The sequence below is a fragment of the Methylobacter sp. Wu1 genome, from assembly GCF_036553575.1.
In the GTDB taxonomy this organism is placed as follows: domain Bacteria; phylum Pseudomonadota; class Gammaproteobacteria; order Methylococcales; family Methylomonadaceae; genus Methylobacter.
Genome location: NZ_JAZHOC010000050.1, coordinates 1 through 14,199 on the forward strand (window position 1 = coordinate 1; position 14,199 = coordinate 14,199).

The window sequence follows — 14,199 nt, forward strand, 5'->3', positions numbered from 1 at the left end:
TTTGGTAAACCGTATGGCTGCCGTATCTATAGTCCATTGCCACCTCCTTGGCCAGATTATCGCAGCTAAAGCTGACCGGCTAAAGCCGGTGGTTTAAACCTTATGATGGAAAATTAATCATGGATGCGTTGTTTTATACCTTGCCTAAATCTCTGCAAGATCGCATCTTGCCGCCTGCCAAAAAGTTTAAATTGTCGCCTGCTGCCCAGGCAAAAAAGGTGGCCATGGAAGCGACCATAGAACCGAAAAAATACGTAAGCAGGGTTGCAAGCTTGGGTGTAGGCGTGAGCGGGGACGTAGGAGCCGCGCGCGCAAGCGCCCAAGCCGTCCCCCCCTTTACTAACAGGGGGGGAAAGTCGAGCGCTAACGGGCCGATGAATCTACCCAGTTGGGAAGCCAAAGAATATTTAAAAATTGTTTCTTTGGGTGCTAAAGGCAAATTTCAGAAAGTGGCAATTCCGTTGCCGGATAAATCTAAAAATGTCCGTCATTCCTTTGTCGATTGGGTGAACTTTACGTTCAAGGTGGGCAATTTCCCCTTGTCATTGCCTTCCGGCCATCCTGCTATTACAGATAAAGACTATGTGGAGGCTTTATCGGTTCATCTATTCAATATCTTTGGCTATGGCGTAACCGGCCAGCGTGAATCGGGCATGAACTTCTATAAAAGCTCTTTTGATCTCGGCTATCACGGCTGGGGGCTGGTCTGCATTGGCGGCCAACAGGATACCGTTCTAGTGACTGTGAAAGGTCAGGGGCTTATGTCGGCTTCACCGGGCTGGGAATACCGCCTCTATCAATTCCTGCTCTCTGTAAAGGATGCCAAGCTTACCCGCGTCGATCTGGCATCAGACAACTTCCATAGTAAAACCTCAATGGATGATTATCTGGCTATGTACCATGCGGGTCTTTTTGTTAATCGGGGCAGGGCGCCGAATATTGAACAGGTTGGTAATTGGATTAAGCCGACTGGCAAGGGACGCACGCTTTATATCGGCAATCGTAAAAGTGGCAAATTGTTAAGAATCTATGAAAAAGGTCTTCAACTGGCTAACGGTTTTCATGAAAAGTATCCCAACTGGATCAGAGTTGAACTCGAACTTAAAAATGATGATCGGTTGATCCCATTTGACTGCCTTTTAAGGCCCGGCCAGTACTTGGCCGGCGCATATCCGGCCTTGGCCAATATGCACAAAATTCAAACTCGAATTGATACGTTCAAAAAGACCATTGAAAGCACTTTTGAACGGGCCGTTGAAGTGACTCGGCACCAATTCGGCAAATATATCTACACGATCTGTGAAATCTTGGGGGCCGAAGAAGCCATCAAGGTATTAACTGAGGGCAAGCAGGAACTACCAAAGCGGCTCAATTTCGACACCTTCGCGCAATATGCCGAAAGTGACTACATCCATTCTTTACCTACAAAAACCTATGAATCGGGAGTTATACCGTTATGAAAATGAAAGTGATTGGTTGGAAACATAGCAAGGGCGAGTTTAACGGCAATGCCTATGACTATGTAACGATTTACACGATTGCTCGCCTTGAGCAAAAAGACAGTCAGCGAGGATCGGCGGGCATTGAGATGCGTGGTGAATCTCAGCTTGTAGAAAAGCTGAAAAAAATTGATTTCGGTACCGAAGTCGTCTGCGACGTTGAAACCGAAACCAGGGCAACAGGAAAAGGCCAATTTGCTGAAATGGTTGTTAATGTTTCGCCTGTTGCTGCTGTAGCTTCTGCGATGGCCGCAAAAGCTTAAAACGAATTTCCCGCCGTTGGGAAATACTGGCCGTTAGGCTATTTTGCCCGAAAGGGTCTTTAAACATTGAGTGATATTAAGATGAGAAAATTTTTCAAAAAATCTGCTGCTGTTTTAACTGGTTCATTGGCCGGTGTTGGTGCCGCTTCGGCTGCGGTTCCTGCTGAAGTGACCAGCGCCTTGACTGATGCTTCCTCTGATGGTGTATCAGTGGCTGGTACTGTGTTGGGTGTCATCGTGGCAATTGTTGCCTTTAAATATATTCGTCGCGCTCTTTAATCCTGCAACGGGGAAGGGGGCTTAGGCCCCCTTTTTTAATCATGCCTAATCTATTTGATGGATATTGTTATGCGTCTCTTACAGAAGCGGCTAACGCCGAAATATCGCGGCCAGCTTCTGCTGACCTTACTGGTAGTGCTGTGCCTGTCAGTTTCAGTTCTGTTGGTGGTGATGCCGGAACTCTTACCTTTAATGCTTCTGATGGGACTAGCTTTTCATTGTTACGTGTCTATCCGTCATGCGCTCAGGTAGGTTATCAACATAATTTAACCGGCCTTTCATTGGTTGATGTTGAGTACTCAAGTTGGATGGTGGTTGCTGTTTGGGCCTCTGTTTGGGCTTTGAAGGTTCTTTGGAAGAAAGCGCTATGATTTCTGATGTTTATATTATTCAGGTTGCCATTGCTATCATGGGGGCGGGATGGATTATCTTTTCCGACTGATAGCGTTATTGTTGCTGTTTTTTTCTGTCTCTGTTTTTGCTGGCGATCATTGGTTTGAAAATGATGGTGCGGCTTATAGCGCGTGTGTTTCTGGCGGTAACGAGTGTTCACAAACTCAAATTGTTAACAATGCAGCTTGGACTCAGTGTTATCAAAATCAGGCGACAAAGCGCACCCAGCGATCTTTTAACAGTCAAACATCCTCGTATCAGGCGACGGGTGAATATTATTACTACTGTGCTTATTTACAGGCCTGTCAGTCAGGTCAGGTCAGAGATGAGTCAACGGGGCAATGCATTACACCTGTTCCTCAATGTGATTCATCAAAAAATGAAACTTACCGATCTGATTTAGGTGCTTGCGGTTGTGCGGTTGGGGAATTGCGCAATAGTGGCGGTGTTTGCATGGTTCCGGTTTGTAATGAGCCTCTTTTAGTTAATGAAAGTTCTGATGGTGAATCGTTTTCTTGTGTCGCTGATTGTCAGTGGCCTGAAACTGATAATGGTTTTGGCTCCTGTGAGGTTAAGGAATGTACCTCGACTCAATATCGTGATGTTTCTACCGGTAACTGCGAGGACACGCCGCAATGCGCTGCTAGTGAGACATGGAGTCCGTCACAGAGCCAGTGCATACTGAATCAGTTAAACTGTCCGGGTCATTCTCATGCAAACTATGCGAACGATGCTTGTTTGCCTGATGCGCCTATAGCCTGTCCGGAGGGTCAGCATGATGATGGCACTTATACCTGTGTGGCTGATGATGCTAAAGGTTGTGCTGCTGGAACCCAGCGAGGATTCATTGAGGGGCAATTACAATGTATCCCTAAGCACAATATTGATTTAGAGCAAAAGGAATCGGATGACAAACAAAAGGCCGCTAACGATGCGGCTGCCGCTGCTAAAGCCGCTGCCGATGCCGCTAAAATTGCTGCTGATGCTGCCGCCGCTAATCCCAATGATCCGGCATTACAGCAGGCCGCCCAAGCTGCTGCCGCCGCTGCTGCTGATGCTGCTGCTAAAGCCGCTCAAACTGCTCATGATGCTGCTATGAGGGAAACTAGCGATGCAACAGCTAAAACGCTTGATGATATAAATCAAAAGGTCGAAGAATTTACTGATCCTGAACCGGTGAATGATTTGATAAAAAAAGAAGAGGGCAAAAAACTGCCTAATACTGAAGTGCCTGTTACCAATACGCCTATAGCCGGATTCTCTGGTGGCGGTTCTTGCCTTGCTGATCGGACATTAAGCGTTATGGGCAATTCCTATACTTTGTCTATGGCTCCAGTCTGTGACTTTGCATCGCACATCAGGCCGGTTATTTTGAGTATTGCCGGTGTACTTTCAGTGGCTATCATTGCGACGGTGATTTGATATGGGTTTATTGGGTCAATTGCTTTTAGGCATATCGGGTTCTATCGCTCTGCGTGTTTTGGCTGCACTGGGTATCACGTTCGCGACTTATGGTGGTGTTCAATATGCGTTCGATGTGGCAATAGGGGCCATGCAAACCAGCTATAACAGTATTGAATCGGATATGCTTGCCTTGCTTAATATGGCCGGTTTTGGTGAGGCGTTCGGCATTATCATGGGCGCTTATGCAACCAAGGCGGCATTGAAAGCGCTTAATGTTTTTGCCATGAGGGTCTAATGATTACGTTAATCACTGGCACGCCAGGCGCTGGTAAGTCTGCGTGGACGGTTCAAGAATTGTTACGGCTGCCAGATATCAGGCCGGTTTTCGTGCATGGTATACCGGAATTAAAACTGCCCCATACGCCGATTTATTGCCGCTCTGAATTGTGTGATCTGTGCCGTTCTAACATCGAATTAGAACAATTTATGCAGTCTGAACAACATAAAACCGGTACTGATGATAATGTAGTGTCTATTTTTCCTCAATTCCGGTTCGTTGAAGAGTGGCCGGATTGGGCACCTAAGGGCGCCTTGATAGTTATAGATGAGGTTCAAAGGATTTGGCGTCCGGCCAATTCTGCCGCCAAACTGCCGAATGATATAGCGCGTCTTGAAACGCATAGGCATTATGGTTTGGATTTCTGGCTTATATCTCAGGGGCCGCATTTATTCCATTCCAATATTCGCCGCTTGATTGGTCGGCATGTGCATTTGCTTTCTTCGTGGAAGGGAAGGGAGCAATACGAATTTCCACAATGCCGGGAAAACCTTGATACCTTGCCTTCCGCCAATGCGAGGCCATATAAGCTACCTAAAAAGGTCTTTGGTCTTTATAAATCTGCTGAGATTCATACCAAGCAAAAGCACCGGCTGCCGTTGGCTGTCTATGCGTTTGCGTTGGCCGTCTTGGTTGTCTTGGTTTTGGGTTATAAAACCTATGTTCGAATATCAAGTCAAACTCAGGGAGTTAAGGAAACCATCAAGCCAATTGAAAATAGTTCTAAGGCGATCGGGCCGGATGGTTCTGGCACTGTCGCTAATGTGCCAATCAATTCGGCCAAGAAAATCTATCCTGATTTTAATCCTACTGTAGCTGGTGTGCCTGCATCGGCTCCGGCCTATGCCGATCTTGTTAAGGTCACGGCGGTTCCTCATATCGTTGCGTGTGCAAAAACGCCTGATTGGTGCCGGTGTTACTCAAAGCAGGCCGTCCCGGTTAATGTCTCTTTTCGCTATTGCACTGATTATTTGGCCGGCAAGGTATTTAATCCATTCAAAGAGCCGGTTAACATTGAGCCTGAAAACCATTACACCAAGTATCAGCCAAGGGATCATGTCGCGGTGAATAGTCAAAATTAGTAAAAATACATCAATAGGCAAACCCTGTGCCAAAAATAAACACTATTAAAACGTAATCATTAAAAGTCAAATATATTTATTTTTCCACATCAAAACCCGTGCCAAAAATATTTATTAACCTTTTTTAATCTTTCTTGTTATCGAAGTATTGAAGTGCCTAAAATGTTATTAGGCTTTTTAAAACAATAGATAGGGGTATCCCGTTATGATTTCATACGACAAAGATTTTTATGGTTGGGTGCAGGATCAAGCCGATGCATTGCGTGCGGGCCGTTTGTCGGATTTGGATATAGAACATTTGATTGATGAGGTCGAAGCAATGGGGCGAAGTGAGAGAAGGGCGTTAGAAAGCCGGTTGGTCGTTTTATTGGTTCATTTGCTTAAGTGGAAATATCAACCGGCTCGGCGTGGTAGAAGCTGGCAATTGACATGCAAAGGCCAGCGTATCAACTTCGAAGAGATTTTAGATGATAACCCAAGCCTCAAGTCTCAATTAGATGCCTTGCTTTCAAGGGCCTATGATAAGGCCGTTATTGATGCGGCCACCGAAACCGGTTTGGATGAGGAAACGTTCCCGCCGTCTTGTCCTTGGTCATGGTCGCAAATACGCGATACCGCCTTTTATCCGGATTAATGTTTCCCCGCGACCCGCAGGGAGCGGCTGTGATGAGGTTGGTCGAGTACTGCGGTTCTAAAAAATAATTCAAACAGTCAGGGGCCATATCTGAACCTTATCAGATATTGCCCATTTATCAATACAGCGGCTTGCCCCTGAAAGCTCTGCTGCGGTGTATCATGTAAACCGACTGTTATCAACGGCAATGGAAAGGGGCCATTGCTACGCTTTATCGAATACCGTCCGGCATCAATCCAGCATGCTGCCCCTTTCCCTAATTAACCTAAACCAGCACGAATTGATTAGCTGACACTGACAAGCGTGCGCGGCTTATCATCTGCTGTGTTCTCATTGCTGAACGCTTCCAGATTGCGACAAATGCCCGTCCGATTCATGCCGGCAGCGTGGTATAGATACCGGATCGCCCGAACTTCGTAGCTGTAAATAAAATCACCTTCAGGCGATTCAATGCAATCGGGCCGAATGCGGAACCCATGCCAGTTTTTGCCTAAAAAATCGAGACGACCGGCATAAAGCATCAGGCATAAAAAAACCGCCTTGGGCGGTTCTCTTATTCCGTCGTTCCAGCTTTTGACGGTTCGCTTGTGTACGTCAAAAATTAACGTACAATCTTCTATGCTTAAGCCTGCTTCCATTCTCAATTCAAAAAAGGATTTATCAATAACAATGGATTTTTTCACTTTTATAGTTTCCATTAAAAATATTGCCCGACAAATGACGGGTGCGGGCATTTTTAACGGCGTGTATGATGATGACTATTGAATTTAACATAATATACATTATGCGAAATTTCTAATTACATTTACTTTTGGAGTTATTGCTATGAAACATCCGGAATTTCCTTTATCCGATGAATTAATTTATTTAAATCATGCGGCCGTATCACCGTGGCCTAAAAGAACCAGCGAGGCAGTCGCAAAGTTTGCAGAACAAAATACGCTATACGGATCATATTTTTATCCAGAATGGCTGGCTAAAGAATCTGAATTACGGTCCCAGCTTCAAATTTTATTAAACGCTCCCTCTGCAGATGATATTGCTTTAGTTAAAAATACTTCTGAAGCGCTATCTTTTGTCGCCTATGGCCTGGATTGGAAATCCGGCGACAATATTGTCAGCAGTAATGAAGAATTTCCCTCTAATAGATTACCTTGGCAATCTCTGGCGCAACAAGGTATTGAATTTCGTCAAGCTGACTTAAGAAATTCTACTTCTCCTGAGGACGCTTTGTTTGAGTTGGTAGATGGTAATACCCGTTTACTAACGATAAGCTCTATACAATTCGCTTCGGGTCTGCGTCTGGATCTGGAAAAGATAGGCGCATTCTGTAAACAGCGCAATATCTTTTTCTGTATTGATGCAATTCAAAGCCTAGGTGCGGTTCAGTTTGATGTGCAGGCTTATCAAGCTGATTTCGTTATGGCTGATGGTCACAAATGGATGTTAGGTCCTGAGGGTTTGGGTGTTTTCTATACTACGCCTACAGCTAGAGATAGACTAAAATTGACTCAATACGGTTGGCACATGATGAAAGACACCTATAATTATGAAAATAAGCCATGGGAAGTTCATCCTACTGCCCGTCGTTTTGAATGTGGCAGCCCGAATATGCTGGGAATTCATGCACTCTCTGCCAGTTTGTCGTTATTACTGGAAACCGGGATGACAACTGTTGAATCTTTGATTATGGAAAAAACAAACTATTTAATGGAACAGATTCATAGAAACGAGAAGTTAATTTTATTATCTCAGAAGCGAAATCAATTAAATTCCGGTATTATAATATTCAAGCACGGAACAGCCCAGAATAATGCTTTTTATAGATACTTGCAGAAAAATGGCATTGTCTGTGCTTTACGCGGTGGCGGAATACGGTTATCCCCACATTTTTATAATAATAATGAAGAATTAAAGAAAGCGATATCTATAATGGAACTGTATTGCGATTAACAGTTCCCGTTAGATTTCTCTATATAAAAACGACTCTATTAATAACCGGTTATCCAGTTTGCAACAAATCGCCCTATTCTTTCGATTACGATTGAGAATGAGCTTGGTGTTCATTCTATTTATCTTTTTGCTGAGCCAATTCGCTTCAGCCGCGCCTCCTGTAATTGAAAAACAACAAAACATAGTCATTCCTGTCATCAATAGCGCTAATCAGCAGGATACTATTAGCCGAAATGGGTTAAGTGCTATTTTCAAGATGCGTTTACTGCGTTGGAGCGATGGTTCCGCGGTGACAGTTTTTGTACTCAATGATGATGATCCATTACATAAACAGTTTTGCAAACAGATATTAAATGTTTTTCCTCATCAAATGCGCCGAAATTGGGATAAGTTAGTATTCAGCGGATCAGGTCAGGCTCCAATTCTTGTAGAAAGCAAGGAGGAAATGATCGAAAAAATAGAAAAAACGCCGGGGTCTGTAGGTTATTTAAATTTAAGTGATTTAACAAATGGTATCAAGCGGTTGGATATTAAATAAGGAAATGTGCATGTATGTTGGCAAATTTAATTTAAATAACCTTACAAGACTGCTCATTTGCAATGTTGTGGTAATAACCCCGTTTATTTCCAGCAATGCAATCGCAGCTGAAAAAAACTGGCTGCCGGAGTTGCCGGATACAGTACAAATACATGGTTTCCTTTCTCAAGCATTGATTCACACATCGGATAATAATTTCTTTGGTACAACTGATGACAATATTTCTGATGATTTCAGGGAATTAGGAATTAATGGCTCATGGCGTATCATCCCTGATTTGCAAATAGCGATGCAGGTAGTATGGCGGGATGCAGGAAAAACTGATGAACAAGGTTTACGTATTGATTATGGACTGGCTGATTATCGCCTATACTCATCTGAGGACAGTTTATTAGGCATTAAAGCTGGAAGAGTTCCAACGCCATTAGGTTTATATAATGACACTCGAGATGTCGCATCTACCAGACCAAGTATATTTTTGCCACAATCAATTTATTTTGACATCAATCGGAACAGTGCGTTGTCTGCTGATGGTGGCTATTTCTATGGTGAGCAAAATACCGATTGGGGAGATTTTTCGTTTCATATTGGAACCATTGTTCCGCGTACTGAGGATCCTGATTTAAAAAATCAATTTAAAAAGTTAGACGGCGATACTTCTTGGGTTAGTCGTTTAAATTATGAGTGGAGAGGCGGCGAAGTTCGGCTAGCAATTACTTATGCTGAATTCAATGGCCACTTTTTAGATCCAACTAAATTAAATGAAGGGCAGTTCCAATTTAAACCACTGATTTTTTCTGCTCAATATAATGCTGAAAGATGGTCGTTGACTGGAGAATATGAGTTCCGCGGTCTACGATTGAGTAATTTTGATGTCCTTGATTCTGATATAACAGGTCAAGGCTATTATCTGCAAGGAATTTACAAATTTACATCTTATCTGGAAGGTATGGTTCGATATGATCAGCTTATCTGGGATAAAGATGATAAACATGGAGATAAGTTCTCTGCTAGCACTGGTGTGCCAGCCTATTCACGATTTGCTAAAGATTGGACTGTTGGTTTACGATTTAAATTAATTCCAGGTTTGCTTCTCAGTACCGAATATCATCATATAAACGGGACAGGAACAATATCCAGATTAGAAAATACTGGAGCTACAAAGCAACATTGGGATTTATATGCAGTGATGCTATCCTATGATTTCTAATCAAATTAATTCACCTCCAGCTCAGGCTGAAGGTGAATTCCATATGAACTAAATACAGGTTCAGGCATAGGTTTGCCTATACCATAACCTTGAGCGTAGTTTACCCCCATTTCTGATAATTCTTTCAATATCGTTTCATTCTCAACAAACTCAGCAATTGTTTTTATCCCCATTCCCTGCCCGACATCATTAATTGCTTTTACGAAAAGCTGATCTTCTCTATTATTGGCAAGATTCTTGATAAAGCCGCCATCGATTTTTAAATATTGAACAGGTAATTGTTTTAGATGGCTCATAGATGAAAAACCGACCCCAAAATCATCCAAAGCAAATTTACCACCTATATTTGTAACATAAGTCATGAAATCACGAGCTGCTTGTATATTTGTGACAGCCTGCGTTTCGAGAACTTCGAAAATGAATTTGTGAGCAGGAACATTCCACCTATCAAGATGCTCAGCTATTATAGAAAATGCATTAGGATTTGAGAGCATTTCACCGGACAAGTTAATGGATAAATGAATGTCCAGTCCCTGTTTAATAAATAAAGACTGTTTTTTAAAAGCGAGATCAATGACTCTTTGATCAATTTTGGTGATTAGCCCAAAGTGTTCGGCAATACCGGTGAACATGCCTGGCGGGATAATTTCTCCATTTTCATCAATCATCCTTAATAAACATTCATAATGAGAGATACTTTTATCAGCGATTTTCATTATGGGTTGATAATAAAGAATGAACCGATCTTCTTCTAACGCCTTTTCAATTTTTGCCTTCCAATTTACTCTATGCCGTATTTCATCCCTAGCTAGATCCTCCATAGAAGCGAGACACCACCCTCCTCTGCCCATTTGTTTTGCTTTATACATGGCGATATCTACGGTTGCCATCAATTCTTGGGAAGAAAAACCGGGAGCTGGAAAAATTAGCATGCCCGCACTGATAGTCACGCCTAGATCAATATTGTTAACTGTAACTTTAACTGTGGCAATCTCGGCGCATATTTTCTGTACTACTTTCTCAGCATGGTCCTGATCAATGCAATATGAAATTACTACGAATTCATCTCCGCCTAATCTGGCAACAATATCCGTATCACGAATTATTGAAAGCAGTTTATCAGCGACTTTAATCAATAACTCATCGCCCACATTATGGCCGCTGCTATCATTAATATTTTTGAATTGGTCTATATCAAAAAGAATAAGGGCTCCTTTTTGATTATACCGATTGGCAATGGTTAGTGCGTTCTCCAATTCCTGATCAAATCTGCGCCGGTTATATAAATTGGTTAATGGATCATGATCTGCAAGCCATGATAATTTTTTTTCTGTTATTCTACGCTCAGTCAAATCCAGACCAACGGATAATATTTCAGTTTTTTTATTATTTTTTATAAGAGTAAAAAACCATGAAATATATAATTCATTTCCTTTTGATGAAAATAGAATGCATTCATAACGAAATGTTCTTCTCTGCTGGTTGGATATTTCTTCAATTGCATTAGAAATAGTTCTTATATCCTCATGGCCGAAAACCAGGTTAACGAATAGTTGCCGTTTTAATTCATTTTCGCTATAACCGATCTGTTTCTCGGCATATTTATTGCTCATTACAATTCTTCCGTTATTATCAATTATTATAATAATAACCTGAGCTGTATTAAGAATATTGGAAACCAGATTTTTTTCTTGTTGCAGTTCAACACTCCGTTCGGCCAGTCGTTGCGTACGCAGATCAACATCTCTATCCAGGTTTTTTAACGTAAGGATCAAATCTTGCGTGGCGTTATTTAATATATCAATTTCATCATTAAATAATTTATGCCCAGAAGAAACGGGCATAATTTCATTTACTTTTAAATAATTTTTCTTGGCTATCCAGGGCAGCAAAGCAATGAATGCATTTAAACGCCTCATTGGTTTAATCAGTAAAAGTAATAAAATCACACCTGCCAAGATTAAGCTTATTGTGCCGCTTAGAGCATACAACATCGATGATCTATGAATATCGATTAATTCTTCACTTAAATTATCAATAATAACAAGATCAGCAATATTATTGTCTTTGCTGAATGGGAAAATAATTATTTCATAATCATTATTATTGTATTCAAAGCGTGCTTTTTTTTGGGGTAAACTATCTGGCAGTTTATTCATAACAGCCAGCAAGAGCGGAAAGCTTTTTTCATATTCCGTTAATGCAATGATGGCCTTTGACCATTTATCTAGAGTCGGTTTTGTCGAGACTATTTCATTTTCATTATTCTGTACTAGAATTCCAATTTCCTTACCGGTAATGGCTTTCATCCTTAGCACCATATCGGCTAGGTCTCTTCCAAATATAAAGACCCCAATAAACTCTCCATTATGCAAAAAAGGATAAGCCTTATATTGCACGCAGTTGATACTACAAAGAATTTTTTCAAAAGGCTCTTCATTTTCAAATACATAATTGAGCCACGGCGAAAAAACTTCCTTATTTAATACTGTATCGCCCCAACTGTTCAGCAAATCTCCTTTTTTTGAAAATAAATAAGCGGATTTGATATCAGACTCAAGCTCTATTTTGAACCAATTGGCGTTAATAATTTTTTCTATCTGACCTAATGCCTGCTGAGATGATAGGTCAAGACTAATGACAGCGGGAATGATCCAGGTAATATCAATTTGATCAAGCTTTGACTGTTGCAGAATACTATCGAATGCTTGTTGATAAAAGCGATGAACCCTATCTCGCTCCTGCGAATAATTTTTTTCTAATGTCAGATTACCGAATATAAAAACACTGCCTGAAGATGTCAGAATGGCTATGCTTACGGCTAAAATTGCTTTCCAGGTAAGGCTCAGAAATCTGCTTTTTTTCTTGATATTATCTTGCATTAAGATGAGCGGTATTTTCTATTACATTCTGTCCATTTAAATCTTCGCTTATTTTATCAAATAGACTATGAAATTCCGGTATTAAATTTCTGTAGGTATTTTCTGGATAAAATACATAAGGAGCTCGTATTCCAAAGCACTCAATAGGTTCCCCTATTTGATCAAATTGCACACCAAAATGGCGCAATAAAATTGCAAAACGCGGCTCTATCATGGCAAAACCATATTCCATATTTTCCTTAAATAAGAAATATATTGCGGCCGAAATGAGACACATAGGTAAGTAATTGATTGGGAAACGTTTATTTTCACCATCTATGTTTTTAGACTGGCTAATATTCTCTTGATCCAGATCGTAGCTATCAAAAGGCCGTTTTCTAAAAGATGAAATAATGGCCATCCGCGAAAGCTCGCCTATATTTTTTCCATCTACCTGAAGATTAGTACTATTAAAATTAAAGTTTTTTCCGCAATATTTTTTGATCGGTAATGGTTTTCTATATTTTTCTGTTTGAGGAATCAGTCGTATATAACCAATTGCCTGATTGCTTGGCCTATGGAATAACAGGCTGTGCAAAGAATAGTCATCATATTCATCAATCTCCATATTATTGTTTAGTCGATTACCTAAATTACGGTAACCGAATTCTTCATGAAACACGCTGTATCGCAATTTATAGGCGATGTTTTTTAACTCTTTTGTATTAACATTGACTATCTGAAAATATTTTGAATAATGACTTCCTATATCTTCTTTGATCTTCATGGCTATCCATTTCTCTTTTTTTTGTAAGCACTTTAAAATCTACACACTAATGGTAGATTTTTGATTAATATTAGTTCACTATAATTTTATATGATTCTAATGAGATCATAGTCTATTTTATAGATAAACATAGAATAAAAACGCTATTTATCCTAACAGGAAAAATTATATGCCTAAATTCAAAGGACCTGTTGACGTTGATTACCTCAAGAAAGCAGGCGAAATTTTTGCACCTATTAAGCAAATTAGCTATAAAAAAATGCAAATTAAGCAAGGCGATACAGTTCTTGATTTGGGATGTGGCCCTGGTGTTGATGCTATTGAGCTGGGGAAATTAGTATCGCCGGATGGTCTTGTTATTGGTGTTGATTACGATGAAGCTATGTTAGCAGAGGCATTAGAACAGGTAGAAACTTTAAAGATGAGTCGTATTGTCGGCTTTCAACAAGGAGATGCCGGCTCTTTGGCTTTTGCAGATAATTACTTTGACAGCTGTCGAAGTGAGCGACTTTTTATGCACCTAAAAAATCCAGAACAAGTAATAGGCGAAGTCCGTAGAGTCACAAAACCAGGAGGAAGTGTGGTAATCATCGATACAGATTGGGCAAGTCTGTCTATCGATTGTCAATCAGTCAAAATAGAGCGATTGTTATCAAATTATCGCTTGGAAAAGCTTATTCCAAATAGTTATTCAGGGCGAAGTTTATATCGATTGTTCAGCAGGGCATATTTTAGTGACATTCAAATTGATGTTTTTCCTCTATATACCAATGATCTGGAATTGTTTTATACCTTGTCGTTACAGGAAAGCGTTGAAAATAAAGCTTTATCAGATAATATTATTACTCAAAAGGAATTGGAGCAATGGCGCATGGAATTGAAGCAGGCTGCATTAGAGAACTCTTTCTATTGCAGCGTCAATATAATCATGGTGAGTGGTATCAAACCTTTTAGCTAAG

Annotated in this window: 15 protein-coding genes; 12 read left to right on the forward strand and 3 right to left on the reverse strand. The window is 40.9% G+C overall.

Features of this window, described 5'->3' with window-relative positions; all coding sequences use genetic code 11:
* Window positions 1-119: 119 nt before the first annotated feature.
* The 8 genes from V2P20_RS08810 to V2P20_RS08845 all read left to right on the forward strand — a co-directional run bounded on the left by V2P20_RS08810 (window position 120) and on the right by V2P20_RS08845 (window position 5,891).
* The gene (locus V2P20_RS08810) at window positions 120-1,460 is read left to right on the forward strand and encodes a replication initiation factor domain-containing protein (RefSeq protein WP_331817837.1); all 1,341 of its coding nucleotides are present in this window, start codon (window positions 120-122) and stop codon (window positions 1,458-1,460) included.
* Window positions 1,457-1,762, forward strand: a complete 306-nt coding sequence (locus V2P20_RS08815; RefSeq protein ID WP_331817838.1) for a hypothetical protein — start codon at window positions 1,457-1,459, stop codon at window positions 1,760-1,762. The genes V2P20_RS08810 and V2P20_RS08815 overlap by 4 nt, the downstream gene beginning before the upstream one ends.
* Window positions 1,763-1,828: 66 nt before the next feature.
* Complete coding sequence (locus V2P20_RS08820; RefSeq protein ID WP_331817839.1) at window positions 1,829-2,041, forward strand: major capsid protein; 213 nt, start codon at window positions 1,829-1,831, stop codon at window positions 2,039-2,041.
* A 41-nt stretch (window positions 2,042-2,082) separates the two neighbouring features.
* Window positions 2,083-2,412 (forward strand): hypothetical protein, encoded by a 330-nt coding sequence (locus V2P20_RS08825; RefSeq protein WP_331817840.1) that lies wholly within the window; start codon window positions 2,083-2,085, stop codon window positions 2,410-2,412.
* Window positions 2,413-2,461: 49 nt separating this feature from the next.
* Window positions 2,462-3,856 (forward strand): virulence factor TspB C-terminal domain-related protein, encoded by a 1,395-nt coding sequence (locus tag V2P20_RS08830; protein WP_331817841.1) that lies wholly within the window; start codon window positions 2,462-2,464, stop codon window positions 3,854-3,856.
* A 1-nt stretch (window position 3,857) separates the two neighbouring features.
* Window positions 3,858-4,133, forward strand: a complete 276-nt coding sequence (locus tag V2P20_RS08835) for a DUF2523 domain-containing protein (RefSeq protein ID WP_331817842.1) — start codon at window positions 3,858-3,860, stop codon at window positions 4,131-4,133.
* Window positions 4,133-5,257: a zonular occludens toxin domain-containing protein gene (locus V2P20_RS08840; protein WP_331817843.1), complete on the forward strand. Its 1,125-nt coding sequence runs from the start codon at window positions 4,133-4,135 to the stop codon at window positions 5,255-5,257. The genes V2P20_RS08835 and V2P20_RS08840 overlap by 1 nt, the downstream gene beginning before the upstream one ends.
* A 205-nt stretch (window positions 5,258-5,462) precedes the next feature.
* On the forward strand, window positions 5,463-5,891 hold the full coding sequence (locus V2P20_RS08845) for a DUF29 domain-containing protein (protein ID WP_331817844.1): 429 nt from the start codon (window positions 5,463-5,465) through the stop codon (window positions 5,889-5,891).
* A gap of 284 nt (window positions 5,892-6,175) precedes the next feature.
* Here V2P20_RS08845 and V2P20_RS08850 read toward each other — a convergent pair whose 3' ends face one another.
* Window positions 6,176-6,574 carry a hypothetical protein gene (locus V2P20_RS08850; RefSeq protein WP_331817845.1) on the reverse strand — a complete coding sequence of 133 codons (399 nt, stop codon included), beginning with the start codon at window positions 6,572-6,574 and terminating at the stop codon, window positions 6,176-6,178.
* Between the two features lie 142 nt (window positions 6,575-6,716).
* Between V2P20_RS08850 and V2P20_RS08855 the strand changes: the two genes are divergently transcribed.
* The 3 genes from V2P20_RS08855 to V2P20_RS08865 all read left to right on the forward strand — a co-directional run bounded on the left by V2P20_RS08855 (window position 6,717) and on the right by V2P20_RS08865 (window position 9,592).
* Complete coding sequence (locus V2P20_RS08855) at window positions 6,717-7,844, forward strand: aminotransferase class V-fold PLP-dependent enzyme (protein ID WP_331817846.1); 1,128 nt, start codon at window positions 6,717-6,719, stop codon at window positions 7,842-7,844.
* Window positions 7,845-7,941: 97 nt separating this feature from the next.
* On the forward strand, window positions 7,942-8,382 hold the full coding sequence (locus tag V2P20_RS08860; RefSeq protein ID WP_331817847.1) for a hypothetical protein: 441 nt from the start codon (window positions 7,942-7,944) through the stop codon (window positions 8,380-8,382).
* A 10-nt stretch (window positions 8,383-8,392) separates the two neighbouring features.
* On the forward strand, window positions 8,393-9,592 hold the full coding sequence (locus tag V2P20_RS08865) for a hypothetical protein (RefSeq protein ID WP_331817848.1): 1,200 nt from the start codon (window positions 8,393-8,395) through the stop codon (window positions 9,590-9,592).
* A 5-nt stretch (window positions 9,593-9,597) separates the two neighbouring features.
* On the opposite strand, the gene V2P20_RS08870 is transcribed toward V2P20_RS08865, so the two are convergent.
* On the reverse strand, window positions 9,598-12,474 hold the full coding sequence (locus V2P20_RS08870; RefSeq protein ID WP_331817849.1) for an EAL domain-containing protein: 2,877 nt from the start codon (window positions 12,472-12,474) through the stop codon (window positions 9,598-9,600).
* Window positions 12,464-13,240 carry a PEP-CTERM/exosortase system-associated acyltransferase gene (locus tag V2P20_RS08875; RefSeq protein WP_331817850.1) on the reverse strand — a complete coding sequence of 259 codons (777 nt, stop codon included), beginning with the start codon at window positions 13,238-13,240 and terminating at the stop codon, window positions 12,464-12,466. Before V2P20_RS08875 ends, V2P20_RS08870 begins: the two co-directional genes overlap by 11 nt.
* Before the next feature lie 169 nt (window positions 13,241-13,409).
* On the opposite strand from V2P20_RS08875, the gene V2P20_RS08880 reads away from it, so the two are divergent.
* Window positions 13,410-14,198, forward strand: a complete 789-nt coding sequence (locus V2P20_RS08880) for a methyltransferase domain-containing protein (RefSeq protein WP_331817851.1) — start codon at window positions 13,410-13,412, stop codon at window positions 14,196-14,198.
* The last annotated feature ends 1 nt before the right edge of the window (window position 14,199 follow it).

Coding starts and splice junctions, on each gene's coding strand:
- V2P20_RS08880 (WP_331817851.1), top strand. CDS start 13,410: ATGCCTAAATTCAAAGGACCTGTTGACGTTGATTACCTCAAGAAAGCA.
- V2P20_RS08830 (WP_331817841.1), top strand. CDS start 2,462: ATGGATTATCTTTTCCGACTGATAGCGTTATTGTTGCTGTTTTTTTCT.
- V2P20_RS08860 (WP_331817847.1), top strand. CDS start 7,942: ATGAGCTTGGTGTTCATTCTATTTATCTTTTTGCTGAGCCAATTCGCT.
- V2P20_RS08835 (WP_331817842.1), top strand. CDS start 3,858: ATGGGTTTATTGGGTCAATTGCTTTTAGGCATATCGGGTTCTATCGCT.
- V2P20_RS08865 (WP_331817848.1), top strand. CDS start 8,393: ATGTATGTTGGCAAATTTAATTTAAATAACCTTACAAGACTGCTCATT.
- V2P20_RS08845 (WP_331817844.1), top strand. CDS start 5,463: ATGATTTCATACGACAAAGATTTTTATGGTTGGGTGCAGGATCAAGCC.
- V2P20_RS08825 (WP_331817840.1), top strand. CDS start 2,083: ATGCCTAATCTATTTGATGGATATTGTTATGCGTCTCTTACAGAAGCG.
- V2P20_RS08840 (WP_331817843.1), top strand. CDS start 4,133: ATGATTACGTTAATCACTGGCACGCCAGGCGCTGGTAAGTCTGCGTGG.
- V2P20_RS08855 (WP_331817846.1), top strand. CDS start 6,717: ATGAAACATCCGGAATTTCCTTTATCCGATGAATTAATTTATTTAAAT.
- V2P20_RS08875 (WP_331817850.1), bottom strand. CDS start 13,240: ATGAAGATCAAAGAAGATATAGGAAGTCATTATTCAAAATATTTTCAG.
- V2P20_RS08815 (WP_331817838.1), top strand. CDS start 1,457: ATGAAAATGAAAGTGATTGGTTGGAAACATAGCAAGGGCGAGTTTAAC.
- V2P20_RS08810 (WP_331817837.1), top strand. CDS start 120: ATGGATGCGTTGTTTTATACCTTGCCTAAATCTCTGCAAGATCGCATC.
- V2P20_RS08870 (WP_331817849.1), bottom strand. CDS start 12,474: ATGCAAGATAATATCAAGAAAAAAAGCAGATTTCTGAGCCTTACCTGG.